Origin of the sequence: Pseudomonas sp. BNK-44-b, from assembly GCF_047456245.1 — a bacterium.
Taxonomy (GTDB): Bacteria; Pseudomonadota; Gammaproteobacteria; order Pseudomonadales; family Pseudomonadaceae; genus Aquipseudomonas; species Aquipseudomonas machongensis.
Genome location: NZ_CP179908.1, coordinates 5,670,917 through 5,696,140 on the forward strand (window position 1 = coordinate 5,670,917; position 25,224 = coordinate 5,696,140).

Here is a 25,224-nt window from a genome sequence, read left to right on the forward strand (position 1 = left end):
GCGAATGAGGCATGTCAGTGGTACACTGTCCGCCACATAGCCTGAATATAAAGAGGGGAGGCCAGGTTGTAGAGCAGCCTGCAGCCTCCCCGAATGTTTCTGGATAAAGCATGAGAATACTGATCATTGGACCCAGCTGGGTCGGCGACATGGTGATGGCGCAGACCCTGTTCCAGTGCCTGAAACAGCGTCACCCCGACTGCGTGATCGACGTGCTGGCCCCCGAGTGGAGCCGGCCGATCCTCGAGCGCATGCCCGAGGTGCGCCAGGCCTTGAGCTTCCCGCTCGGCCACGGTGCCCTGGAGCTGGCCACGCGCCGGCGCATCGGCAAGTCACTGGCCGGCCAGTACGACCAGGCGATCCTCTTACCCAACTCGCTCAAGTCGGCACTCGTGCCTTATTTCGCCGGCATCCCCCAGCGCACCGGCTGGCGTGGCGAGATGCGCTACCTGCTGCTCAACGATGTGCGCAAGCTCGACAAGGCGCGCTACCCGTTGATGATCGAACGTTTCATGGCCCTGGCCTATGAGCCGGGCGCTCAACTGCCACAACCCTATCCCCGCCCAAGCCTGCGTATCGAAGACCAGAGCCGCGAGGCCGCCCTGGCCAAGTTCGGCCTGGAACTGGATCGCCCGGTGCTTGCGTTGTGCCCAGGTGCCGAGTTCGGCGAGGCCAAGCGCTGGCCGGCGGAGCATTATGCCGCCGTTGCCGACGCGATGATTCGCCAGGGTTGGCAGGTGTGGCTGTTCGGCTCGAAGAACGATCATCCGGTCGGCGAGCAGATCCGCGACCGCCTGATTCCGGGCTTGCGTGAAGAGTCCGTCAACCTGGCCGGCGAGACCTCGCTTGCCGAAGCCATCGACCTGATGTCCTGCGCCGATGCGGTGGTGTCCAACGATTCCGGCCTGATGCATGTGGCGGCGGCGCTGAACCGTCCGCTGGTGGCGGTCTATGGTTCGACCTCGCCGGGCTTCACTCCGCCACTGGCCGACCAGGTCGAGGTGGTGCGCACCGGTATCGAGTGCAGCCCGTGCTTCGAACGTACCTGCCGCTTCGGTCACTACAATTGCCTGCGCCTGCTCGAGCCCGAAAAAGTCATTGCCGCCCTGCACAGCCTGGGTGGTCCGAACCTGATCGATACCGTGGCCGAGGTCGACTAAGTGCGGGTACTGATCATCAAGACATCGTCGCTGGGCGATGTGATCCACACCCTGCCGGCGCTGACCGACGCAGCCCACGCCATCCCCGGCATTCGTTTCGACTGGGTGGTGGAGGAGGGCTTTGCCGAGATCCCGAGCTGGCACCCGGCAGTCGACCAGGTGATCCCGGTGGCTATCCGGCGCTGGCGCAAGAATCTCTGGCAAACGCTCAAGAGCGGCGAGTGGAAGGCGTTCAAGCAGCGCCTGCGCGAGCGCAAGTACGACCTGGTGATCGACGCCCAAGGGCTGGTCAAGTCGGCTTGGCTGACCCGTTACGTCAAGGCGCCGGTGGCCGGGCTCGACCGCTATTCGGCGCGCGAAGGCTGGGCCAGCCGCTTCTATGACCGACGCCTGTCGGTAGCGGTCGGCCAGCATGCGGTGGAACGGGTACGCCAGCTGTTCGCCTTGTCCCTGGCCTACGACCTGCCTGAAGGCATCGGCCAGTACGGCCTGGACCTGAACCGCCTGCAACTGCCCCCGACGGCCCCCTACGTGGTGTTCCTGCATGGCACCACCTGGGCCACCAAGCACTGGCCGGAAGCCTACTGGCGTGAGCTGGCCGAGCGCATGGGGCGGCGCAAGATGAAAGTCGTGCTGCCCTGGGGCAATCCTGCGGAGAAGGCTCGTGCCGATCGCATCGCCCAAGGCTTGGAAAACTGCCAGGTACTCCCCAAATTGAACCTCGCAGGGGTCGCTCGCATACTCGCGGCGGCCAAGGCCTGCGTGGCGGTGGACACCGGCCTCGGCCACCTGGCCGCAGCGCTGGACGTGCCGACCATCTCGCTGTTCGGCCCCACCAATCCTGGTCTGACCGGTGCCTACGGACGCGCCCAGATCCACCAGGCCAGCAACTTCCCCTGTGCGCCTTGCCTGCAGAAGAAGTGCACCTACAAACCGAGCGCCGAGGACCTGCGCCGGTTCGATCTCAAACGCGAGTGGCCGCTGTGCTTCACTCGCCTGAATCCCGAGCATGTGGCGGGCCGCTTGAGCGCGCTGCTGCTGGCTGAGGATGTTCGTTGATGCAACTGGCTTTCGTGCTTTACAAATATTTCCCCTTCGGCGGGTTGCAGCGCGATTTCATGCGCATCGCCCTGGAGTGCCAGAAGCGTGGGCATCAGATCCGCGTCTATACACTCATCTGGGAAGGTGACATCCCCCCTGGCTTCGAAGTGCTGGTGGCGCCGGTCAAGGCGCTGTTCAATCACCGCCGCAACGAAAAACTCAGCGCCTGGATGGCCGCCGACCTGGCCAAGCGCCCGGTCGACCGTCTGATTGGCTTCAACAAGATGCCGGGGCTGGACGTCTACTATGCTGCCGACGGCTGCTTCGAGGACAAGGCCCAGACCCTGCGCGGCGGCCTGTATCGTCGCTGGGGCCGCTACCGGCATTTTGCCGAATACGAGCGTGCCGTGTTCGCCAAGGATGCTGCCACCGAGATCCTGATGATCTCTGAAGTGCAACAGCCGCTGTTCATCAAGCACTACGACACCCCTGTGGAGCGTTTCCACCTGTTGCCACCGGGCATCTCCCAGGATCGTCGGGCGCCGGCCAATGCGGCCGAGATTCGCGCCGCGTTTCGCCAGGAGTTCGCGCTGGACGATGACGACCTGTTGCTGGTGCAGATCGGCTCGGGGTTCAAGACCAAGGGCGTCGATCGCAGCCTCAAGGCCCTGGCCGCATTGCCTTCGAGCCTGCGCAAGCGCACCCGGCTGATGGTCATCGGCCAGGACGACCCGAAGGTGTTCCAGTTGCAGAGCGCCACGCTCGGCCTGGGTGACCAGGTGCAGTTCCTCAAGGGGCGCAGCGACATCCCGCGCTTCCTGCTCGGCGCCGACCTGCTGATCCACCCGGCCTACAACGAAAATACCGGCACCGTGCTGCTCGAAGCGCTGGTCGCCGGTTTGCCGGTGCTGGTATCCAAGGTCTGTGGCTACGCCCATTACATCGCCGAGGCCGACAGCGGTCTGGTGCTCGACGAGCCGTTCGAGCAAGAGCAGCTCAACGCCTACCTGCAGCGCATGCTCGAAGACCCCCAGGCCCGCGCCGATTGGGCGCGCAACGGCCTGGCCTTTGCCGACAGCGCCGATCTCTACAGCATGCCGCAGCATGCCGCCGATGTGATTCTCGGCCAGGAGCACGCATGAAGCTGATGCTGGCCGAACCGTTCAAGCGCCTGTGGGCCGGGCGCGATCCCTTCGACGCCGTCGAAGCCCTGCAGGGCGAGGTATACCGTGAGCTCGAAGGGCGCCGAACCTTGCGCACCGAGGTCGAGGGCGAGGGCTATTTCGTCAAGATCCACCGCGGCATCGGCTGGGGCGAGATTTTCAAGAACCTGTTCAGCGCCAAGCTTCCGGTACTCGGTGCCGGCCAGGAATGGCTGGCGATCCAGCGCTTGCAGGAGGTCGGCGTGCCGACCATGACCGCCGTCGCCTATGGCGAGCGTGGCAGCAACCCGGCCACCCAGCATTCGTTCATCGTCACCGAGGAGCTGGCCCCCACCGTCAGCCTGGAAGACTTCAGCATCGACTGGCTCAGGCAGCCCCCCGAGCCGCGTCTCAAGCGTGCGCTGATCGATGAGGTGGCGAAGATGGTCGGCGGCATGCACCGTGCAGGCGTCAACCACCGTGATTGCTACATCTGCCATTTCCTGCTGCACACCGACCGGCCCGTGACGCCTGAAGACTTCAAACTGTCGGTGATCGACCTGCACCGCGCACAGACCCGTACGAAAATCACCCGTCGCTGGCGCGACAAGGACCTGGCCGCCTTGTATTTCTCGGCCCTGGACATCGGCCTGACGCGTCGCGACAAGCTGCGCTTCCTCAAGGGCTATTTCCAGCGCCCGCTGCGCCAGGTGCTCGCCGAGGAAGCCGCACTGCTCGCCTGGCTCGAACGCAAGGCGCAGAAACTCTACGATCGCAAGCAACGCTATGGGGATGCGCTCTGATGGCGGGTTGGACACTGGCGCCGGGCTACGAACACCTGGCGGCGGACTTCGGCAGTATCGACGCGGTGTTCGCCCTCGACGGCGAGCGCCTGACCCGTGACCCGCTCAGCGAGGTCATCCGCATCGAGCGCGATGGGGTCAACTACTACGTCAAACGCTACACCGGTGCCGGCAAGCACATGCGTCGCTTCCTCGGACGGCCACGGATCAAGGCTGAATGGCAGAACCTCAAGCAGTTCGCCAAGTGGGGCATTCCTACCGCCGAAGTGGTGGCCTGGGGGCTGGAGCGCAAGGGGCTGTCGTTCGGCCGTGGGGCGATGATCACCCGCGAGCTGCCGCGCACCGAAGACCTTTCGGCGCTGGCCGAGCGCAACGATCCGCGCCTGGCTGATCGCACATGGGTCGAGCATGTCAGTCGTCAACTGGCTCGCCATACCCGGGTCATGCACGATCATCACTTCGCCCACAATGACCTGAAGTGGCGCAACCTGCTGGTGGATGATCAGGCGACGCTGTTCTTCATCGATTGCCCGACGGGCGATTTCTGGCGTGGCTTCATGCTCCGCCACCGGCTTATCAAGGATCTGGCGTGCCTGGACAAGGTCGCCAAATATCACCTCTCGGCCACCCAGCGCCTGCGCTTCTACCTGCAATATCGCGGGCACGCGCGGCTCAATGCCCGTGACAAGCGACGGATTCGCCAGGTGGTGAGCTTCTTCGAGGGAAGGGAATGACCGATTACCTGGCCAGCGCCGATCATGCGCTGCTGCAACGCCATGGCCTGAACGACTTCGAGGCGCTGTGGGCGCTGCAACTGGATGCCGTCGACGAACCCAACACCGGGCGCGGCGGCTGGAGCAGCGTGTTCCGCCTGGAACTCGAGGGCAAGGGCTACTACCTCAAGCGCCAGAGCGACTACCTCACGCGTACCCTGCACCGGCCGTTCGGCGAGCCCACCTTCGCCCGCGAATTCCGCAATATCAGCCGCTACGAAAAGCTCAACATCCCGGCACTGCAGGCGGTGTTCTATGGCGAGCGCAAGCAGGGCGGCCAGCATCGGGCGATCCTGATGACCCGCGCGCTCGACGACTGGAACGACCTGGAGAGTTTCCTCGGCCAATGGCCGCAACTGCCCGAGCCTCGACGCCAGGGTATTCTCGCGGCCTGTGGCGAGCTCGCGCGTACCCTGCACGGCGCCGGCCAGGTGCATGGTTGTTTCTATCCCAAGCATATTTTCCTGCGCGAACGCCGCGAAGGCTGGCAGGCCCAGCTGATCGACCTGGAAAAGACCCGGCCACTGCTGTTCGGCATGCGTGACCGCCTCAAGGACCTCGAGCCCTTGCTGCGTCGTGCCCGTGCCTGGAGCGAGGCGGACGTGCGCAGCCTGCTCGCCGCCTACCTGGCGCAGCCGGCCGACAGCGCGCTGGTCGGCACCTGGCTGCAACGCCTGACGCAACGCCGTCGTGAAAAAGAGGCCCGCTGATGCGCTTGTCTGAACTGAAGGATGCCGGGCGCAGCCCGAGCCTGCCCTTGAGCGTGACGCTCGAAGATGCTGCCGGCAGTGCCGAGCTGCAGTTGCTCAGCCTGCTGCGCGTACTGCCAGGGCAGCGCTATGTCGGTGCCGGTATCTGGCGCGGCACGCCGGTGCTGGCCAAACTGCTGGTCGGCAGCAGCGCCGCCCGCCATTTCCAGCGTGAGCTGGAGGGCGCGCGCTTGATGGCTGCGCAGGGGTTGACCACGCCCCGACTGCTGGCCGATGGCCTGAAGGATGGCGAGGGTGGTTGGCTGCTGTTCGAGTTCCTTGAAAACGCCGAAAACCTGGGCGACGCCTGGGCCAAGGTCGAGCATCTGCCGATGCTGGCGGACGAGCAGCATGGGGTGCTCGGCGAGGCGCTGACCGCAGTGGCGCAGATGCACGCCAAAGGGCTGTGGCAGGAAGACCTGCACCTGGACAACCTGCTGCGCCACGAAGGCCACCTGTACCTGATCGATGGTGCCGGCATCAAGGCTGAAACGCCGGGCCAGCAACTGTCGCGCCAGCGCGTGCTGGAAAACCTCGGGGTATTGTTCGCCCAGTTGCCCAAGCGCCTGGAACCGTTCATCGAAGAGGCGCTGGTGCATTATCTGCTGGCCAATGGCGAGCATGCGCTGCCGCTCGAAGCCCTGCAGAAGCAGGTCGACAAGGTGCGCAGTTGGCGCTTGAAAGACTACCTGGACAAAGCCGGGCGCGACTGCACGCTGTTCAGCGTCGAGCGAAGCCTCTCGGGCCTGCGTGCGATCCGGCGCGAGGAGGTGTCTGCCCTGGTGCCGGTACTGGAGCAGGCCGATACGCTGATCGAGCAGGGCCACCTGTACAAGACCGGCGGTGCTGCCAGCGTGGCACGTATCGAGGCCGGTGGCCGCACGCTGGTGCTCAAGCGCTACAACATCAAGAACACCGCCCACTGGTTCAAGCGTTTCTGGCGCCCGAGTCGTGCCTGGCATTCCTGGATCGAAGGCCATCGCCTCGAGTTTCTCGACATCGCCACGCCGCGCCCGCTAGCGGTGCTCGAGCAACGGGTGCTGGGGTTGCGCAGCACCGCCTACCTGGTGACCGAATACGCCGACGGTCCTGATCTCACGGCCTGTTTTGCGCCCTACATCGAGAATGGCGAAGTGCCTGAAGAACAGGTTCAGGCGTTGGTCAAACTGATGCAGAGGCTGATTGCCGAACGCATCAGCCATGGTGACTTCAAGGGCCACAACCTGTTCTGGCAGAACGGCCAGTGGTCGCTGATCGACCTCGATGCCATGACCCAGCACGCCACTCAGCTCAGCTTCGCTCCTGCCTACGCACGTGACCGTGCGCGCTTGCTGCGCAACTGGCCAAGCAGCAGTGCCTTGCACCAACGCCTCGATCAGTTGCTGCCTCGGCTCACCGAATAAGCCTGCGGCAGCGTCAGCCAGTCGCTGCTGCGACCGGCTTGGCGCACGCGAAGGCTCCATTGTCTGTCTTGCCAGCGCAAGATGGCCGAGGCGGGGCTTTCGTGGTTTTGCCCGTCAAGCAGCAGCCGGTAGTGGTGCTTGAGCAGATGCGCGCGCAGCGGCAGGGCATGGCCACCGGCAAGCAGGTAAAGCCCTTGGTCGCTTTGGTACAACCCGTCGACATCTTCGTGTTTTTCCCCCGCAGGCACTTCGGCGAGCCGACAGGTGTCGAACAATGCTTTCAGGTCTGGCAGGCCGTCATACCACAGCACGGGGGAGTCGACGACCCATTCGCCGTCCTCGCGACGCTTGACCGGGACCTTGGTGTAAGCGTCCGGCTTGCGCGGATCGACCACTCGCCAGCGGTAACCGTCGAACGCGACCTGGTAACTCTGGCCGGCGCTGTCCTTGATGAAGTAGAAGGTCAATCCTGGATAGGGTGAGGGCTGTTCATAAATACCCTCCTTGTGGATGCCGTCGACTCGGTAGCGAAGCTTGCTGGTATTGACCGCACTGACCATGGCCGGGGGGAGTGACAGTGGCGGCGTCGGTGGCATGGCTCGAATTGCCCGGCGAACCACCGTTGAACCGGAGACGCTGTTGATGCCGTCGCTGGCATAGCTGAAGGCATCCACCAGCGAGCGCAGCATGCCGATGCGATCACTTTCGACGTACGCCTTGTGGGTGTCGAGCACCGAGATCGCGGCTCTGGCGAACGACAGTACTGCCAAGGCCCGGCTGGGCAGAACCAGGCTGAGCAGGTCGAGGATGACCCACAGCACATGCAGGCTGAAATCGCCCAGCAGCTCCAGTTTCGTATTGGTGGCCGCGTCCACCGCTGAGAGTGCTGCGTGGACCTCGGCCCGATAGCGTGCGTGCTGAAAGTCGCCGGTGATTTCCGGGCGCCTTACCCGTGAGCCCAACCCTCCCTTGGACAGCCAGCGCTCGACGTTATCCGGGTCGGCCAAGGGCATGCGTTCTTTGACATAGTCACGAAGGGCTGGCTTCTCGCGTAGCGTGCGCAGCATGTGCCGAGCGTTGCGATATTCACGCCAGGCGCGTCGATCCGGGGCATCCGGTGTATAGACCAGAAAGCGCTGCATGCCGGCGTTCTCGGGAGTGACGAGCATGACCCCCTGCACGGTGTGGCCGTCGATCAACAGTTGTTGCACGCTCAGGCGCGTAACCTTCAGTGCCTTGCGCTGCTCGCTGTCGGGATGGTCGAGCACGGTGCTGGTCCACAGATAGCCGCGTTCGAAAGGGTCTTCCAGGTAATGGCCGGCGTATCGCGCCTTGGCCGCCTCGGCGCGCATGCGCGCTCTGCTGATGGCGGCATAACTGTCGCGTCGCCACTTGGCCGTCGGTGACTCCAGCAGGTGCGTGCGCAGGTAGCGGCTGTAGCTCTCGCCAACGTTCAGGGCGCGAACCATCTGCTTGATCTGCGCCGGGGTGATCTCGGACACGGGGCTGCCGTCCGTACGGTGGACTCGTGCTGTCAGCCAGTAGTCGACGTCAAGCCAGCTGACGTTGAGCATGGCCAACTGATCCAGGCGATAGCTCTGCGACACCAACTCCACAGTGTCGCCGACCTGCGGGCGGCTGGCAGCGGGGATGTAGCCGGTAGTGAGGCCGGGATGGAAGACTGGCCCTCTCTGGCGTGCCATCGTCACGCTGACATGCAGATCAAGCGGGTCGGCATCGAATTGATACTGCTGGCGCATGGCTGAACGCAGTTGTTCGCAAATCCATGTACTCAGGCCTTCACGGTCGAGGAACTGATCGTGACTGAGAATGCCTGGCGCGGCAGCCTTGTCGATGGCGATCACCAGCTCCTGCATGGTTTGCATGATATGGATCAGGCCTTGTGTCGACGCGTTCTTGAGCCAGGCGGGGCTGTTTCTTTCCAGCAGCAGGGCATAGCGTGTCTGCAGGGCCGACCTGCTGTCGGCCAGCGGCAGCAGGTCGGCGGCCGTGTCCAGTTGGGCTGTCAGGTTCGGCCAGTCGATTGGCGATGTCTGGGCAGCGTTTTCCCAGACCTGGGTCAGGCGTGCATGTTGGCTATCTATCAGGGCCTGTACCTGCAACTGCAACGGATCATCGTTGAACCATTCGTAGCGCAGGCGTTCGGCATTGCGCGCAAGCTCCCGCTGTTCATCGCCGGCCATCAACTGCAACAGCGGCCTGCTCTGCTGCAGGTCGTCCATGCGCTCGCACAGCTCGGTGTGCAGTTCTGCCAGGTCGTCGAACGCCTCGATGCCATGGGACAGACTGCACAGCAAGGCGTAGTCGCTGGACTCGGCAGAGTCGGGCATGCTGCCCTCGGGGCCGCCTTCGACAATGACGAAGGCGCCGGGCAGGTACTCGCGCCAGTGAGGGGTGCCGATGTCCAGCAGTGGGCGGTAGATTTGTGGGCGCTCGGCAGGAGGCAGGTGCTGGCGTTGCCCGGGCAGCGGCATTTCTATGCTGGTTTTGAGCAGTTCGGCGTGGTTCGAACCGAGGGTGTGATCATCGACGCGCAGGGTGATCTGTGCGAGCAGTTGCGCGCGTAGCAAGCTGACCAGTCGTGCTTTACGACTTTCGCCGGTGACGCCGGTGTCGAGCCAATACTCGGCGAGGTCTGCGAAATACCGCTGGCGTGCCTTGAGCCAGGGCTGCGAGGCCTCAGGCCGGGGCGGCGACGCAAGCAGGTCGCTCAGCTGTTGATCGAAGGCTTGGAAATGTTGCAGGCTCATTGGCTGCGCTCCGTAGTGATGGAGCGGCCAGCTTGGCGTGCCAGGCCTCGGTGGGCGCGTTAGCCGATTACCTCATCGTCTCGACAGGCCGCGCACCCCAAGTAGTACCGGTATGCCCAGCCCCGCCCAGGACAGCACATCCCAGGCGCCATCCCCGAGCAGAGCCGCGAACAGCCCCGCAGCGCTCAGGAGGGCGATGGCGGTTGGCCAGGCGAAGATCCGGCGAGTGCTTTGCGAGCGGTGGCTCATGTCCGCACCTCGCGGGGCTTGCGCTGCTTGCCCCACCACAGGTACAGGCCACTGAGCAGGACGACGATGGTCAGCACATCCAGTACCGCCCAGAGGATCTGCATTGGCCGTCCGCCATAGTCGCCGAAGTGCAGCGGCTGTGACAGGCCCATGGCGTCCATGTACCAGGGGCGATCGCCAATGGCGGTGACTTCCAGGGTACGGGCATCGATCAGTACCGGCGTCAGCAAGTGCGAGGTCAGGTGTGTCGCGCCTTTCATGAACACCGCGTAGTGGTGTTCGCTGGAAAAGCGTGTACCGGGAAAGGCGATGAAGTCTGCACGCATGCCGGGCGCGGCCAGCTCGGCGATCTGCAGCAACTGCGTGGCAGGCGCGCGTTCGGTGAGTGGTGGGGCATCGCGATAGGGCGCAACCATCGCCGCCAGGCTGTCATTGCGCCAGGCCGCGATGACCAGGTCGGACAGCGCGCTGATCACCCCGGTGACACCGACCACCAGCGCCCAGGTCAGGGTGACAACGCCGATCAGGTTGTGCAGGTCGAGCCAGCGCAGGCGCCGCGATTTATCGGTGCGGACCGTGGCGAACTGCAGGCGGCGCATGAACGGAGCGTAGAGCACCGTGCCCGAGACGATGGCAACGACGAACAGCACGCCCATGGCGGCCAGCAGGAGTTTGCCGGGAAGGCCGGCGAACATGTCCACGTGCAGGCGCAGGATAGTCATCATCAAGCCGCCATTGGCGGCGGGCATGGCCACCGCCTCGCCGGTGCGGGCGTCGAGCATGAAGGTGTGCGAGGCGTTGGGTTCGGTGCCAGCGGTGGCTGCGGTGATCGCCACCACGCCGTTGCGCTCGTCATCCTCGAAACCGAAATACTGCATGACCTCGCCGGGGCGGTGTTGCTCGGCCTTGATTACCAGTTGCTGCAGGTCCAGATGCGGCGTGTCGGCAGGCATCTCGCGCAGTTCCGGGGCATCACCGAGCAGGTGTTCGAGTTCGTGGTGGAAGATCAGCGGCAGGCCAGTCAGGGCGAGCAGCAGCAGGAACAGCGTGCAGATCAGGCTGGTCCAGGTGTGGATCGCCGACCAGCGGCGGATGGTTTGGCTTTTCATCAGGGTTGCAGCCTTTGCAGCTTGTGCTGTCTTTCAGGACGCAATCGCGGGGCAAGCCCGCTCCCACAGGATTGTGGTGTACCTGTAGGAGCGGGCTTGCCCCGCGATGCGTCACTCAGAACTTGTAGTTGGCGCTGACCACAACGCTACGCTGGTCGCCGTAGTAGCAGTAGTACGAATCGCAGGTCGAAATGTAGTCCTTGTTCAGCAGGTTGGTGGCATTGACCGCCACCGAGGCGCCCTTGAGGCTGTTGTCCAGGCGGCCCAGGTCGTAGTGCACCGAAGCGTCGAACACGGTGTAGGCCTTGGCCTTGCCGAGGTAGGTGTTGCCCTGGTCGCCGTAGGTGTTGCCGGTGTAGCGCGCACCGCCGCCGATGCCGAAGCCGTCGAGCACACCGCTGTGCCAGGTGTAGTCGGCCCACAGCGAGGCTTGCTGGTTGGGCATCAGTTGCAGGCGGTTGCCTTTGTAGATGCCATCCTGTACCTCCGACTTGGCCAGGGTGTAGGCAGCGATCACCTTCAGGTTCTCGGTGACATCAGAGACGGCCTCGAGCTCCAGACCACGTACCTTCACTTCGCCGGTCTGGCTGGTGATCGATACGCCACCCACGTTGTTGGTGACCGAGACGTTTTTCTGGGTGAGGTCATACACAGCAGCCGTCAGCAGGGTATTCGAGCCCGGCGGCTGGTACTTGACGCCCAGCTCCCATTGCTGGCCTTCGGTAGGTTTGAACGAGTCGGTGGGCGACGCACTGGCATTACTGGAGGGTTGGAACGATTCTGCGTAGGAAAGGTAGGGCACAAAGCCCGAGTCGAAGACGTAGCTGATCGCCGCGTTACCGCTGAATTTCTTGTCGCGCTGGGTGTTGGTGGCATCGTTCTTGTTGAAGAACTTGGTACCGGTGTGCACCCAGTCTTCACGACCACCCAAGGTCAGGCGCCAGTTGCCAAGCGCCATCTGGTCCTGAACATACAGGCCGGTCTGGCGGGTTTTCTGGTTGTAGTCGTAGAACGCCGTGGAGCGATCCGGGCGAGTGATCGGCAGCCCGTAGACCGGGTTGAGGACGTTGCTGTCTGGCACGTTGAAGCCAAAGATCGACAGGTAGTTGCTGTTCATACGCTGGTGATCCAGGCCGATCAGCAGCGTATGGGTGATGTCCCCCGTGGCGAAGTCGCCCTGGAAGTTGTTGTCCACCGCGAACTGGCTGATGTCTTCATCGGTGTTGGTGGACATGCGGCTGACGGTGCCATCGTCCTTCACCGGGCCTCCGGGTTGATAGTAGCTACCGGGAGTGATGGTCTGGAACGCCAGGTCCGACTTGGTGTAGCGCAGATTCTGGCGGAACTGCCAGACGTCGTTGAAGCGATGCTCGAAGGCATAGCCCAGCGCGTAATAGGTGCGATCGTAGAACTCGTAGTCCGGGTCTCCGAGGTTCTTGTGGTGCGAGATCTTGCCAAACGGCATGTCGATCTTGGTGCCTTGTATCGGCCGGAACTGGCTGGTGGCACCGGTATCGTCACGGGTGAACTGGCTGAGGAAGGTCAGCGAGGTGTCCTCGTCGATGTTCCAGGTCAGGCTCGGAGCGATGTTGTAGCGCTTGTCGTCGATATGGTCGATCTGCGTGCCGCCATCGCGGATCACACCGCTGACGCCGTAGAGAAACCGGCCTTCATCGTCGATCTTGCCGGTGCTGGCGAAGTTGATCTGGCGATGGTTGTCGCTGCCGTACTGCACCTCGATCTCATGTGCGGCTTCGGCTTGCGGGCGACGGCTGACGATGTCCAGCAAACCACCGGGTGGGGTCTGGCCATAGATTGATGACGCCGGGCCGCGCAGCAGGGCCAGGCGGTCGAGGTTCCAGGTTTCCGGTTTTGGGTTGGCATAGACGCCGCGTGGCAGTGGCAGGCCGTCAAGGAACTGGGTCGGCTCGAAGCCCCGCACGCGCATCCAGTCGTAGCGAGTATCGCTGCCGAAGCTGGCGGAAACGATACCTGGCATGTACTTCACCGCGTCATCGAGGCTGTGCACGCCGCGGTCGCTCATCTGCTGGCGGGTGGCAACCGAGATCGAGCGCGGGGCCTCGACCAGTGCGGTGTCGGTCTTGGTGCCGGCAGCGGTGCGCTTGGCCAGGTAGCCATCGACCGGTCCCCAGGCGCTTTCGCTGTCGCTGGAGGCGTTCACGCTGGTTTCCGGTAGCGCCAGGCTGCCTTCCGGCACGGCGACCAGGCTGTAGCTGCCTGCACTGCCCTGCTGCAGTTGCAGGCCGGTGCCGCGCAGGGCTGCCTGCAGGGCGCCGATGCCATTGAAGGTGCCACGAACCGGTGCCGAGGTACGTCCGCTGGCCAGGCTCGGGTCCAGGGCCAGGGCGATGCCGGCCTCGCTGGCGATCCGGTTCAAGGTGCCGGCCAGCGGCGCGCTGGGCAGGTCGTAGGCCCGCACGCTGGACTGCTCGGCAGCCAGCAGCATGGGGCTGACCAGAGGGGTGGCAAGGCCGATGGCCAGGGCCATCAGGCTGGGACGCAGGTAAGACTCGACAGCACGGGACATGCAGTGGCTCCTAGACGGATAAGTGCTAACTGCTTCCTTGCCGAGCGAGATTTGGAAAGTGACAGGGGGGGTGGAGATTTTTTTGTCTGGGGTTATTGCAGGGATGTTCCGGGCTCGCCCCGCGATAGGACCGCTACTGATTCACCGCGCCCCGACGGTCACCCACCACGGCGTATGCCGCTCGACCTTCACCGGCAGTGCCGGCACCAGCGAGGCCAGCGCCAGGTCGATATCGGTCAGCGGGAAGCTGCCCGTGACACGCAGGTTGGCCACCTCGTCGGTCACGCCCAAGTGGCCGCGGCGGTAGCGGGCGAGTTCGGCCACCAGATCCGCCAGGCGCACGTTGTCGACCACCAGCATGCCCCGGGTCCAGGCGTCGGCACCGGCGCTGACCGGGCCGACCAGGCCGAGGCCGTTGCTGTGCATCAAGACTTGCTGGCCCTCGTTCAGCACTTCTTCGTTGCCCGTGTTGCTCGGTTGCGCAGCTACCTGGGCCTGCAGCACTTCAAGGCGTGTGCCGGCAGTTTCGCGTTTGACCAGAAAGCGCGTGCCCAGCGGACGCAGCCGTCCATCGTCGGTGCGCACCCACAACGGGCGAGGGTCGTCGTGGCCGGTTTCCACGGAGATCTCCCCTTGGTGCAGCACGATCACCCGTTGTTCGCCCTCGTAGTCGATATCGACTGCGGTGTGGGTGGCCAGGCTCAGCAGTGTGCCGTCCTCCAGGCGCAGGGTACGCAGCTCTCCGGTCCCGGTGCGTTGATCAGCCAGCCAGTAGCTGGGTGCCAGCGAAGGGGCGCCGATCCAGGCCAGCAGGCCACCGAGCAGGAGCATCCCGGCCAGCCCGCCACCGAGCTTGCCAACCCGCTGGCGCAGGCCGGCGCGTGACTGCAGCAGGGCGTGGCGGGCGGGGCCTGCAGCCGCGCCCACACGTTGGTCGAGCATGCCAAGCTGGAACCAGGCGCGCGCATGTTCCTCGCTGGCGGCGTGCCAGCGCGTGAATTCGTTGCGCTCATCGGCGGTGCCGTCGCCGCCCTCCAGGCAAAGTTTCCACGCAATGGCGGCTTCCAGGACCTTGGCCGAGACCGGCGTATTGCTCACGTCGGCTCCCCGTACAACGCCACGTAGCACTGGCGCATGCCTTGGGCAATGTACTGGCGCACTCGCGACACCGACACCCCCAGGCGTTCGGCGATCTCGGCATGGCCCATGCCGTCCAGACGGTTGTACAGGAACGCGGTGCGTGCCTTGCTCGACAGTTTGCCCAGCTGGCGGTCGATGGCCTTGAGGTCTTCGAGGATAAGGTGCTGGGTTTCTGGCGAAGGCTGCTCTGCTTCAGGCAGCAACGCCAGCTCGGCAAGGTAGGCCTGCTCCAGGGCGGCGCGGCGGAAATGGTCGAACAGCAGCCCCTTGGCCACGGCGACAAGAAACGCGCGGGGTTCGCGAGGCGCGATCAACTGTTCGCGGCCGAGCAGGCGCACGAAGGTGTCCTGGCTGAGGTCTTCGGCGCGCTGGCGGCAAGCTGTGCTGCGCTGCAGCCAGGCCAGCAGCCAGCTGCGGTGGTCGCGGTACAGGCTGCCGACCAGCTCGGCATGTGGGCTGTGCGCAGAGGACAATGGCGTTCCCCGGGGAAGAATGCGTTATATAACGATAATGATTCGCGATTGTGGCAGAGGAGGGCGGGGGGATGCAATTGACGCTGGTCAGAATGCCTGTGGGCGCGGGTTTATCCGCGAAAAGGCCAGCGCCTGCCTACAGGCCATGGCTGTGCACGGCGCGCCGCCGCCACTGCCTCAGCCGCTGTTCCAGTTGCAGCGGGCTGTCCAGTTGCTGGCGTCGTGCCTGGCTGAACAGGATCAAGGCCAGCTCTGCGGTGACCTGGGCGTCGGCGCTGGCATGATGGCGCGCCTGTACCTCAAGGCCGAAGCGTGCCACCCAGTCGTCCAGGCCTGCCTCACGTAGCACGGTGTCGGGGTTGAGCATCGGTGCCAGTTCCGCCACATCGATGAAGACATGTTGCAGTCGATAGCCGAGGGTTTCCTTCAAGGCGCGCCCGAGCATGCCCTGGTCGAACGGCGCGTGAAAGGCCAGTACCGGGCTGTCGCCGATGAACTCCAGCAAGTCCACCAGCGCTTCGGCCGGGTCGCTGCCTGCCGCCAGTGCGCTGGGCCCCAGGCCGTGGATCAGCACGCTGGCGTTGGTCTTCTGTTCGGGACGGTGCAGGGTGCGTTCGAACTGGCGGCCCAGGTCGATACCGCCGTCCTCGATGGCCACGGCTCCGATCGACAGCACCTGGTCACGGTTGAGGTTCAGACCGCTGGTTTCGAGGTCCAGTACTACCCAGCGCTGCTCGCGCAGAGGCTGCACGCTGTACGCTGCCGGGCCTGGCAGCGCGGCCAGGCGCTGGCGCAGTTCATCGTCGAGCGCCGGTGCGCTGGAGCGTAGCCAGGCGAACAGCTTCATAGCTGGTACCGCTGCGCCAGGCTGCTTTGCAGGCGCTGGGCCTGGCGCAGCGATTCACGCAGGATGCGGCGGTCCAGATGGTTGAGGCTGTCCGGGTCGACGCGGTTGGAGTAGGCCAGGTTATCGCGACTCTGGCGCTGGTGCTGTTGCATGCGGGTCTGCTGGATGAAGTGATAGGCCTCTTCGAAGGCGGCGCCATCGAGGGCATCGATGACGCCCTTGGCCACCAGCTGGCGCAACCGTTCCAGTGTGTTGTTGGCACCGATGCCGTTGGCCAGGGCGAGCAGGCGGGCGCCATCGACGAAGGGTGTCAGGCCCTGGACCTTGAGGTCGAGGGTGGCGGCCTTGTCGTTGCCCTGACGGGTCAGCACGAACTCGCGCAGGCGCCCGACCGGCGGGCGCTGGCGCAGGGCGTTGTCAGCCATCATGCGCTGGAAGATACGGTTGTCGGCAACCTGGGCGAGGATGCCTTGGCGAAGCACTTCGCAGCCTTGCTCATCGCCCCAGACCACGCGCAGGTCGAAGTAGATGCTCGAACCCAGCAGGTTTTCCGGGCTGGCTTCGCGGATGAAACCGGCAAAGCGCCGCGCCCATTCGGCACGCGACAGGCATAGCTCGGGGTTGCCGGCCATGACATTGCCCTTGCACAGGGTGAAGCCACACTGGGCGAGGTTGTGGTTGATGTATTGCGCCAGTGGCAGCAGGCGCGCGCGAATGGCGTCGGCTTCGGCGCTGTCGCGTGCCTCGAAGAGAATGCCATTGTCCTGGTCGGTGTGCAGGGTCTGCTCGCGGCGTCCCTCGCTGCCGAAGCACAGCCAACTGAAGGCCACGCCGGGGTCGCCGCGTTCGGCCAGCGCCAGCTCGATTACCCGGCAGACGGTATGGTCGTTGAGCAGGGTGATGATCTGGGTGATCTGCGTCGAGGAAGCACCATGGGCGAGCATGCGCTCGACCAGTTGGCCGATCTCGCCGCGCAATGCCACCAGCACTTCCAGGCGCGGCGCGTGACGGATGGTGCGCGCCAGATGCACCAGGTCGACCCGCTGCAGGGAGAACAGGTCGCGCTCGGACACCACCCCACACAGGCGACCGTTATCCACCAGGCAGACATGCGCGATATGCCGTTCGGTCATCGCCATGGCGGCATCGAAGGCGCTGGCCTGGGGGCTGAGGTAGAATGGTGCGACGGTCATGTGCCGGTCGATCGGTGCACTGAGCTCGGCGCTGGCGTCGGCGACCACCTGACGGAGGTCGCGCAGGGTGAAGATACCGATGGGGAAGCGCTGCTCATTGACGATGGCAATGCTCCCCACTTGTTGTTCGTGCATCGACCGTACCGCGTCGCGCAGTGGCGTGTCGGGCGTGCACACCACCGGATGACGCATGGCCAGCTCGCCCAGCGGTGTATTGAGCGAATACTGCGTGCCCAGGGTTTCCACGGCGCGCTGGCGCACCTGCTGGTTGACCTGATCGAGCAGGCTGCTGACGCCGCGCAGGGCGAAGTCGCGAAATACGCCGGACAACGAGAACACGCGGATGAACGCCGCCTTGTTCAGTTGCAGGCAGAAGGTGTCTTCGCCGGCCAGGTGTTCGGTGCGCGTGGCCCGTTCGCCAAGCAATGCGGCCAGGGGGAAGCATTCGCCGCTGGCGATCTCGAAGGTGGTTTCAACACCGGGGCCGATGACATGCTGGCGTTCGCCCACCACCCGGCCCTGCTTGACGATGTAGAAGTGTTCCACGGGCCCGTCGGCGGGCTTGATGATGCTTTCGCCGCTGGCATAGAAGCGCAGTTGGCACTGCTCCACCAGATAGGCGAGGTGGCCCTGTTCCATCTGATTGAACGGCGGGAAGCGCTGCAGAAACTGCAGCGTACCTTGGATGTTCTGCAGCACCGCTGTCCTGCCGGCCTGGGTGTAGGCGTCCTTTTTGCTCATGAAGCTGACCGTATCGCTACGCCGAACTATATATATCTATCTATAGGTATCGGCTTTGTTGTTTTCGGCCTCCATGGTCGGCTGGCTGCCCGTGGATGCCCATTGGACGTAAGTCTATCGGTGAGCGTCGCTGTCAAGGATCCGACGAAAGGTGGGTAGGCTACGCCGGTTTTCGCGGTCCTAAACCTAGCACGAGATTTTTTTGACGAGATGGCCATGGCTGAGCATGACGAAATACTGAGTGACGCCGAGCGCGAAGCGTTGGCCGTGGTGAGCGCGCCAGTTGCGCCCAGGCCGGTGGTGCTGGTGGTGGACGACAACCCGGTGAACAGCGAGGCCCTGAGCCTGTACCTGAAAAGCCGTGGCATCGACTGCATGATGGCCGATGGTGCGCAGGAGGCGATGTTCAAGCTGCACTACGAACCGCGCATCGCGCTGATGATCACCGATCTGCGCATGGAGCCCAAGGATGGCCTGGAACTGATTCGGCAGATTCGCGAGTCGGAGCGGGCGGCCTTGTCGATCATCGTGGTGTCGGGTGACACCGATGTGAAGGAGGCGGTGGACGTGATGCACCTGGGGGTGGTGGATTTTCTGCTTAAACCGGTGGATCTGGGGAAATTGCTGGGGCTGGTGAAAAGAGAATTGAAGATCGAGTAATGCAGGACTAGGGCTGCTTCGCAGCCCAATCGCGGCACAAGGCCGCCCCCACAGGTACGGCGCAAGCTTCGAACCGTGCACTGTACCTGTGGGAGCGGCCTTGTGCCGCGATTGGGCCGCAAAGCGACCCCCGTCGTAGATCTAACTTACAGCCCGTTACGCGCCTTGAACTCGCGACGGCGGCGATGCAGTACCGGCTCGGTATAGCCGTTCGGCTGCTTCGCACCCTCGACGACCAGCTCGACCGCGGCCTGGAACGCGATGTTGTCATCGAAGTTCGGCGCCATCGGGCGGTACTGGGCGTCGCCGGCGTTCTGCTTGTCGACCACCGCTGCCATGCGCTTGAGGCTTTCCAGCACCTGCTCCTGGGTGACGATGCCATGACGCAGCCAGTTGGCCAGCAACTGGGCGGAAATGCGCAGGGTGGCGCGGTCTTCCATCAGCCCGACGTTATTGATGTCCGGCACCTTCGAGCAGCCCACACCGTGGTCGATCCAGCGTACGACGTAGCCGAGGATGCCCTGGGCGTTGTTGTCCAGCTCGTTGCGGATCTCGTCGGCAGACCAGTTGGTGTTGGCCGCCAGCGGAATGGTCAGAATGTCGTCCACCGAGGCCGGGGTGCGCGAGGCCAGCTCGCGCTGGCGCGCCTGGACGTCGACCTTGTGGTAGTGCAGCGCGTGCAGGGTCGCGGCGGTCGGCGAAGGGACCCAGGCGGTGTTGGCGCCGGACAGCGGGTGGGCGATCTTCTGTTCGAGCATCGCCGCCATCAGGTCAGGCATGGCCCACATGCCCTTGCCGATCTGGGCACGGCCTTGCAGGCCAGTCGCCAGGCCGATGTCGACGTTGTTGTTTTCGTACGCGCCGATCCATTTCTCGCTCTTCATGGCGCCCTTGCGCACCATGGCGCCGGCTTCCATCGAGGTGTGGATCTCATCGCCAGTGCGGTCGAGGAAACCGGTGTTGATGAACACCACGCGCTCGGCTGCCGACTTGATACAGGCCTTGAGGTTGACCGTGGTGCGGCGCTCCTCGTCCATGATGCCCACTTTGACGGTGTTGCGCGGCATGCCCAGCAGGTCTTCGACGCGGCTGAAGATCTCGGCGGCGAACGCCACTTCCTCAGGGCCGTGCATCTTCGGCTTGACGATGTACACGCTGCCGCTACGGGTGTTCTTGCGGCTGGTGTTGCCGTTGAGGTTGTGCAGCGCGATGAGGTTGGTGAACAGGGCGTCCTGGATACCTTCGGGAATTTCGTTGCCCTGGGCATCGAGGATCGCCGGGTTGGTCATCAGGTGACCGACGTTACGCACGAACAGCAGCGAACGACCGTGCAGGGTAACGCTGCCGCCATTGGGCGCTGCGTACTCGCGGTCGGGGTTCATGGTGCGGGTGAAGGTCTTGCCACCCTTGGTCACGCTTTCGGCCAGGTCGCCCTTCATCAGGCCCAGCCAGTTGCGGTAGACGACGACCTTGTCGTCGGCATCGACGGCGGCGACAGAGTCTTCGCAGTCCATGATGGTGGTCAGTGCCGATTCCATCAGGATGTCTTTCACGCCGGCGGCGTCGGTGCTGCCGACCGGGGTGCTGGCGTCAACCTGGATCTCGAAGTGCAGGCCGTTGTGCTTGAGCAGCACGGCCGTCGGCGCTGCGGCGTCGCCACGGAAACCAATCAGTTGGGCGTCGTCGCGCAGGCCGCTGTTGCTGCCGCCCTTGAGCGCGACGACCAGCTTGCCGGCGTCGATGCGATAGCCGGTGGAATCGACGTGGGAGCCGGCAGCCAGGGGCGCGGCCTCATCGAGGAAGGCGCGGGCGAAGGCGATGACTTTGTCGCCGCGTACCTTGTTGTAGCCCTGGCCTTTTTCGGCGCCGCCTTCTTCGCTGATGGCGTCGGTGCCATACAGTGCGTCATACAGCGAACCCCAGCGGGCGTTGGCGGCGTTCAGGGCGAAGCGCGCGTTCATCACCGGCACCACCAGCTGCGGGCCGGCCATATGGGCGATTTCTTCGTCGACGTTTTGCGTGGTGGCCTGGAAATCGTCGGCTTGTGGCAGCAGGTAGCCGATTTCCTGGAGGAATGCTTTGTAGGTCGCGGCGTCGTGGGCCTGACCCTGGCGTGCCTGGTGCCAGGCATCGATCTTGGCTTGCAGCTCGTCGCGCTTGGCGAGCAGGGCTTTGTTCTTTGGAGCGAGGTCGTTGATGATCTTCTCTGCACCGGCCCAGAACTGCTCGGCGACGATGCCGGTCCCCGCAATGGCTTCGTCGTTGACGAAGTCGTACAGGACCTTGGCGACCTGAAGGCCACCGACTTGAACGTATCCAGTCATTGCTTGCCTCACTCTGCTCAGCTATTTCGCTCTTCTGTATTAAGCCTGTAGCGCTTCTCTAAACACGCGGCCAGTACATGCCCTCGTCATGCAGCCCGAGCGCGGCTGGGTGCGGCCTGCCAGACAGGCTGGCGGGCGATTCGCGTATTTTCACAGGCGCCTTGGCAGACATCCAAACGACGTTTTGTAGTCCGCGCTGGCGCATACTACATGATGCAGTAGGCGAGTGAACATCAGACTAAAAGCGTCGTTGTGCGACCCGTTGGTCGCATGGGGTCACGCTGGGAGACAGTATGTTCGCAAAAAACGTGTGGATTGTTCCAGATAAATCTCTAAACGGTACACGATTTGTTGCTCGGTCTGCCCTGCGGCAGGTTGCCGCGCCTTGCCTATACTGATTCGATGCCCTTGTAAGAGCAGGTAGAGGAGTGGCCCGTGGATCATCTTGTACTCACCGTGATCGCCCCTGACAAGGCCGGACAGGTCGAACGCATCGCCCAGTGCATCTCCGATCACAGCGGTAACTGGCTGGAAAGCCGCATGTCGCGCATGGCCGGGCAGTTCGCCGGGATCCTGCGGGTGGCGGTGCCGGCGGAAAACTATGACGAGCTGGTCGAGTCACTGCAGAAGCTGGGCGACCATGGGATCCGCGTGCTGATTGCCGAGAGCGGCATCGAACCGTCCTGCACCTGGAAACCGATCGCGATGGAGCTGGTGGGCAATGACCGCCCCGGGATCGTTCGCGATATCACCCGGTTGCTGGCGGAGCAGGGGGTCAACCTCGAGCGCTTGAGCACCGAAGTACGCCCGGCACCGATGAGCAGCGAGCCACTGTTCCACGCCGATGCCTTGCTGGCATTGCCGCTGACCTTGTCGCTGGATGACCTGCAGCAGAAGCTCGAAAGCCTCGCCGATGACCTGATGGTGGAGTTGAAGCTCAGGCCGGAGGAATAGCGGGTTATCCCGATTTAACGGGGAAGCCCCTGTGGATAACCTGAGGGTACTCCAGGCCAGCCCCGATAGATCGCGGGCTGCAGCGGATTGTGCAAAAAATGTCCATATTTCAGGGGCTTGTGCACAAAGCGCGGGGATCAGGGTGTGGATAACCTCTGGAGACCTTGCTGCAGACCACGTGATACGTGGCCTGTAGAAGTTTGACTGTTTTTCGATCAGGCGCGTTTGCGCAGGCTCAGCCAGGCATCGACGCTGTAGATCGCCAGGCCAGCCCAGATGAACATGAAGGCGATCAGGGTACTCGAGGACAGGTGCTCGTCGAACAGCAGCACCGCCTGCAACAGCACCAGGGTCGGCGCCAGGTATTGCAGGAAGCCCAGGGTGGTGTAGGGCAGGTGGCGCGCGGCGGCGTTGAAGCACACCAGCGGCACCAGCGTGACCGGCCCCGCAGCCATCAACCACAACGCTTCGCTGCTGCTGAAGAACGCGAGGTTGGCGCTGTTGGCTTGCGGGTGCAGCAGCAGCCAGCCCAGTGCCAACGGCACCAGCATCCAGGTCTCCACCACCAACCCCGGCAGCGCCGCCACCGGCGCCTGCTTGCGGATCAGGCCATAGAAACCGAACGACAGCGCCAGCCCCAGCGACACCCAGGGCAGGCCACCGACCTGCCACACCTGTTGCGCCACCCCCGCTGCGGCCAACCCGACCGCCAGCCATTGCAGGCGGCGCAGGCGTTCGCCCAGCAGGAGCATGCCCAGCAGCACGTTGACCAGTGGGTTGATGTAGTAGCCCAGGCTGGCCTCGAGCATGCGCCCGTTGTTCACGGCCCACACGTAGGTCAGCCAGTTGCCTGCGATCAGTGCGCCGCTCAGGGCCAGGATCGCCAGGCGCCGCGGGTTGTCGCGCAGCTCGCGCCACCAGCCTGGGTGTTTCCATACCAGCAGCAGGAGCGAACCGAACAGTGCCGACCACAGTACCCGGTGGACGATGATCTCCACCGCCGGGACGCTCTGGATGGCTTTGAAGTAGAGGGGGAACAGCCCCCAGATGATGTAGGCGCTGAGGCCGAGGATGTACCCGCGCTGCGGGTTTGCGGCGTGCATGCAGATTCCTTGCTTTGGCAGCTGATATCGCGGCGCCTATTGTAGACAGCTGGCGCCTTGCAACTAGAACAATTTGAGTGGCGCTTCATCCAGCGCCGCCATCTGCTCGCGCAGGGCCAGGATCTGGTCGCCCCAGTAGCGTGGCTGGCCGAACCAGGGGAAGCTGCGCGGGAACGCGGGGTCGTCCCAGCGCCGTGCCAGCCAGGCGCTGTGATGCAACTGGCGCAGGGCGCGCAGTGGCTCGATCAGCGCCAGTTGGCGCGGGTCGAAATCGTGGAACTCGTTGTATCCGTCGATCAGTTCGGCCAACTGCGTCAGGCGCTCTTCGCGGCTGCCGGCCAGCATCATCCACAGGTCCTGCACTGCCGGCCCCATGCGGCAGTCGTCGAGATCGACGACGTGGTAGACGTCGTCGCGGTGCATCAGGTTGCCAGCGTGACAGTCGCCATGCAGGCGGATCGTCTCGAAGGGCGTGCGTTGGTAGATATCCTCGACCCGCTTGAGCAGGTCGCGGGCCACGGATTCGAACGCCGGCAGCAACTCGCGCGGGACGAAATCGCCGTCGAGCAGGGTCTTGAGCGAGGCATGGCCAAAGTTGTCCACAGCCAGTGTTTCGCGATGCTCGAAGGGGCGCGTGGCGCCGACGGCATGCAGGCGTCCGAGCAATTGCCCGAGGCGATACAGCTGATCGAGGTTGCCAGGTTCGGGCGCATGGCCGCCGCGGCGAGGGAACAAGGTGAAGCGAAAGCCCTGGTGCTCGAACAGGCTGCGACCTTCATGCTGAAGCGGGGCGACAACCGGCACCTCGTGCTCGGCCAGTTCGAAGCTGAAGCTGTGTTCCTCGAGGATGGCTGCATCGCTCCAGCGCCCGGGGCGGTAGAACTTGGCGATCAGCGGTTGTTCACCTTCGATACCCACCTGGTAGACGCGGTTCTCATAACTGTTGAGCGCCAGCACCCTGGCATCGCTGAGAAAGCCCAGGCTTTCGACGGCGTCCAGGACCAGGTCGGGGGTGAGGGTATCGAAGGGGTGGGACATGGGAGCTCCGGCAGGGGAATGCATGCGCGGCATGGTAACGCATTCCATGGCGGCTTCAGGTGCCAAAGCTCCCAGCATTCCTGTGGGAGCGGGCTCGTCCCGCGATCGGGCGCGAAGCAGCCGTAAACCGGCCACTACAATGCTCCAGGCCCATCACGTCGCCTGCCAGGTAGCCGCTTCGGGTGATCGCGGTGCGAGCCCGCTCTAACGCATTGCGCTACACCGGCACCCCCAGCAGCACGAACGAAGGATGAAACTGCGCTCGCACCTTGCTGCCTGCTGCGACTGCCTGCTGCTGTAGCCATTGCGGTTCGGCAAAGGCGTACAGCGTCTGTCCGTTCTCCAGCGCCAGCCGCATTTCACTGCTGCCGCCTTCATTGGCCAGTACTTCTTCTACCTGGGCGTGCAGGCAATTGCTCTCGGCGTCCGGCTGATCACCGTCAGCCAGCACTTTCACCCATCCGGCCTTGAGCAGGGCCACCACCGTGCTTCCCAGGGCCAGCTCCAGCCGTTCGGTACTGTCCGGTGTGATCAGCGCATCGATTTCCAGCCCGCTGCCAAGTGCCAGGCTGACCCGGTCGTAACGCCCCTCGCGGCGCAGCCCGCTGATCTGCCCGCGCAACTGATTGCGAGCGCTGGTGCGCAGCATCAGGCGGCCGAGCAGGTCGAGGTCGCTGTGTTCTTCGGTGGATTCGAGGATTTCGCTCTGCAACGCCTGGATGCGCTGATACAGGCGCAATACTCGCGCGCCCTCCGTCGACAGCTTGGCACCGCCACCGCCACGCCCGCCGGCACTGCGCTCGACCAACGGCTGAGCGGCGAGGTTGTTGAGCTCGTCGATGGCATCCCAGGCGCTCTTGTAACTGATCCCGGCCGCCTTGGCGGCGCGGGTGATCGAGCCTTGTTCAGCGATGTGCTGCAGCAGGGCGATGCGCTGCGGGCGACGGAAGATGTGCTGGGCAAGCAAGGCGGGTAGAGACATTGGGCAGGTTACCGGCAGTGT

The 25,224-nt window shown here is 64.1% G+C and carries 21 protein-coding genes; 9 read left to right on the top strand and 12 right to left on the bottom strand.

What is annotated here, in order from left to right:
• Positions 1 to 110: 110 nt before the first annotated feature.
• From waaF to ACMGGG_RS25740, 7 genes are read left to right on the top strand one after another with little or no spacing between them, the layout of a single operon-like run.
• Positions 111 to 1,160 (top strand): lipopolysaccharide heptosyltransferase II, encoded by a 1,050-nt coding sequence (gene waaF, locus ACMGGG_RS25710; RefSeq protein WP_323453497.1) that lies wholly within the window; start codon positions 111 to 113, stop codon positions 1,158 to 1,160.
• The gene (gene waaC / locus ACMGGG_RS25715) at positions 1,161 to 2,219 is read left to right on the top strand and encodes a lipopolysaccharide heptosyltransferase I (RefSeq protein ID WP_054892167.1); all 1,059 of its coding nucleotides are present in this window, start codon (positions 1,161 to 1,163) and stop codon (positions 2,217 to 2,219) included.
• Entirely contained in the window at positions 2,219 to 3,343 is a 1,125-nt protein-coding gene (locus ACMGGG_RS25720) for a glycosyltransferase family 4 protein (protein WP_414154648.1), read from the top strand. The genes waaC and ACMGGG_RS25720 overlap by 1 nt, the downstream gene beginning before the upstream one ends.
• Entirely contained in the window at positions 3,340 to 4,146 is an 807-nt protein-coding gene (gene rfaP / locus ACMGGG_RS25725) for a lipopolysaccharide core heptose(I) kinase RfaP (RefSeq protein WP_054892169.1), read from the top strand. The genes ACMGGG_RS25720 and rfaP overlap by 4 nt, the downstream gene beginning before the upstream one ends.
• The gene (locus tag ACMGGG_RS25730) at positions 4,146 to 4,880 is read left to right on the top strand and encodes a lipopolysaccharide kinase InaA family protein (protein WP_054892170.1); all 735 of its coding nucleotides are present in this window, start codon (positions 4,146 to 4,148) and stop codon (positions 4,878 to 4,880) included. The genes rfaP and ACMGGG_RS25730 overlap by 1 nt, the downstream gene beginning before the upstream one ends.
• A complete protein-coding gene (locus ACMGGG_RS25735; RefSeq protein WP_414154649.1) occupies positions 4,877 to 5,629 on the top strand; it encodes a lipopolysaccharide kinase InaA family protein in 753 nt (250 codons plus the stop codon). The genes ACMGGG_RS25730 and ACMGGG_RS25735 overlap by 4 nt, the downstream gene beginning before the upstream one ends.
• Positions 5,629 to 7,071, top strand: a complete 1,443-nt coding sequence (locus tag ACMGGG_RS25740) for a lipopolysaccharide kinase InaA family protein (RefSeq protein ID WP_414154650.1) — start codon at positions 5,629 to 5,631, stop codon at positions 7,069 to 7,071. Before ACMGGG_RS25735 ends, ACMGGG_RS25740 begins: the two co-directional genes overlap by 1 nt.
• Here ACMGGG_RS25740 and ACMGGG_RS25745 read toward each other — a convergent pair.
• The 8 genes from ACMGGG_RS25745 to ACMGGG_RS25780 all read right to left on the bottom strand — a co-directional run bounded on the left by ACMGGG_RS25745 (position 7,044) and on the right by ACMGGG_RS25780 (position 18,142).
• Positions 7,044 to 9,842, bottom strand: coding sequence for a dermonecrotic toxin domain-containing protein (locus tag ACMGGG_RS25745; protein WP_414154651.1), 2,799 nt, complete (start codon positions 9,840 to 9,842; stop codon positions 7,044 to 7,046). The two genes, ACMGGG_RS25740 and ACMGGG_RS25745, sit on opposite strands and share 28 nt — an antisense overlap.
• A gap of 72 nt (positions 9,843 to 9,914) precedes the next feature.
• Entirely contained in the window at positions 9,915 to 10,091 is a 177-nt protein-coding gene (locus tag ACMGGG_RS25750) for a hypothetical protein (RefSeq protein WP_172964795.1), read from the bottom strand.
• Positions 10,088 to 11,200 carry a PepSY-associated TM helix domain-containing protein gene (locus tag ACMGGG_RS25755; protein WP_414154652.1) on the bottom strand — a complete coding sequence of 371 codons (1,113 nt, stop codon included), beginning with the start codon at positions 11,198 to 11,200 and terminating at the stop codon, positions 10,088 to 10,090. Before ACMGGG_RS25755 ends, ACMGGG_RS25750 begins: the two co-directional genes overlap by 4 nt.
• Positions 11,201 to 11,315: 115 nt before the next feature.
• On the bottom strand, positions 11,316 to 13,748 hold the full coding sequence (locus tag ACMGGG_RS25760; RefSeq protein ID WP_112897156.1) for a TonB-dependent siderophore receptor: 2,433 nt from the start codon (positions 13,746 to 13,748) through the stop codon (positions 11,316 to 11,318).
• A gap of 141 nt (positions 13,749 to 13,889) precedes the next feature.
• Positions 13,890 to 14,846: a FecR domain-containing protein gene (locus ACMGGG_RS25765; protein ID WP_414154653.1), complete on the bottom strand. Its 957-nt coding sequence runs from the start codon at positions 14,844 to 14,846 to the stop codon at positions 13,890 to 13,892.
• A complete protein-coding gene (locus ACMGGG_RS25770) occupies positions 14,843 to 15,361 on the bottom strand; it encodes an RNA polymerase sigma factor (protein WP_054892176.1) in 519 nt (172 codons plus the stop codon). Before ACMGGG_RS25770 ends, ACMGGG_RS25765 begins: the two co-directional genes overlap by 4 nt.
• Before the next feature lie 136 nt (positions 15,362 to 15,497).
• A complete protein-coding gene (locus tag ACMGGG_RS25775) occupies positions 15,498 to 16,208 on the bottom strand; it encodes a PolC-type DNA polymerase III (RefSeq protein ID WP_414154654.1) in 711 nt (236 codons plus the stop codon).
• On the bottom strand, positions 16,205 to 18,142 hold the full coding sequence (locus ACMGGG_RS25780) for a putative nucleotidyltransferase substrate binding domain-containing protein (RefSeq protein ID WP_414154655.1): 1,938 nt from the start codon (positions 18,140 to 18,142) through the stop codon (positions 16,205 to 16,207). The genes ACMGGG_RS25775 and ACMGGG_RS25780 overlap by 4 nt, the downstream gene beginning before the upstream one ends.
• Positions 18,143 to 18,358: 216 nt before the next feature.
• Between ACMGGG_RS25780 and ACMGGG_RS25785 the strand changes: the two genes are divergently transcribed.
• A complete protein-coding gene (locus ACMGGG_RS25785; RefSeq protein ID WP_054892255.1) occupies positions 18,359 to 18,802 on the top strand; it encodes a response regulator in 444 nt (147 codons plus the stop codon).
• A gap of 146 nt (positions 18,803 to 18,948) precedes the next feature.
• Here ACMGGG_RS25785 and ACMGGG_RS25790 read toward each other — a convergent pair whose 3' ends face one another.
• Positions 18,949 to 21,126 carry a malate synthase G gene (locus ACMGGG_RS25790; protein ID WP_414154656.1) on the bottom strand — a complete coding sequence of 726 codons (2,178 nt, stop codon included), beginning with the start codon at positions 21,124 to 21,126 and terminating at the stop codon, positions 18,949 to 18,951.
• A gap of 435 nt (positions 21,127 to 21,561) precedes the next feature.
• Between ACMGGG_RS25790 and ACMGGG_RS25795 the strand changes: the two genes are divergently transcribed.
• A complete protein-coding gene (locus ACMGGG_RS25795; protein ID WP_112897161.1) occupies positions 21,562 to 22,080 on the top strand; it encodes a glycine cleavage system protein R in 519 nt (172 codons plus the stop codon).
• Between the two features lie 215 nt (positions 22,081 to 22,295).
• On the opposite strand, the gene rarD is transcribed toward ACMGGG_RS25795, so the two are convergent.
• The 3 genes from rarD to ACMGGG_RS25810 all read right to left on the bottom strand — a co-directional run bounded on the left by rarD (position 22,296) and on the right by ACMGGG_RS25810 (position 25,203).
• A complete protein-coding gene (rarD, locus tag ACMGGG_RS25800; RefSeq protein WP_054892181.1) occupies positions 22,296 to 23,183 on the bottom strand; it encodes an EamA family transporter RarD in 888 nt (295 codons plus the stop codon).
• A 63-nt stretch (positions 23,184 to 23,246) separates the two neighbouring features.
• Positions 23,247 to 24,221, bottom strand: coding sequence for a serine/threonine protein kinase (locus ACMGGG_RS25805; RefSeq protein WP_063542334.1), 975 nt, complete (start codon positions 24,219 to 24,221; stop codon positions 23,247 to 23,249).
• Between the two features lie 217 nt (positions 24,222 to 24,438).
• A complete protein-coding gene (locus ACMGGG_RS25810; RefSeq protein WP_414154657.1) occupies positions 24,439 to 25,203 on the bottom strand; it encodes a TOBE domain-containing protein in 765 nt (254 codons plus the stop codon).
• Positions 25,204 to 25,224 lie beyond the last annotated feature (21 nt).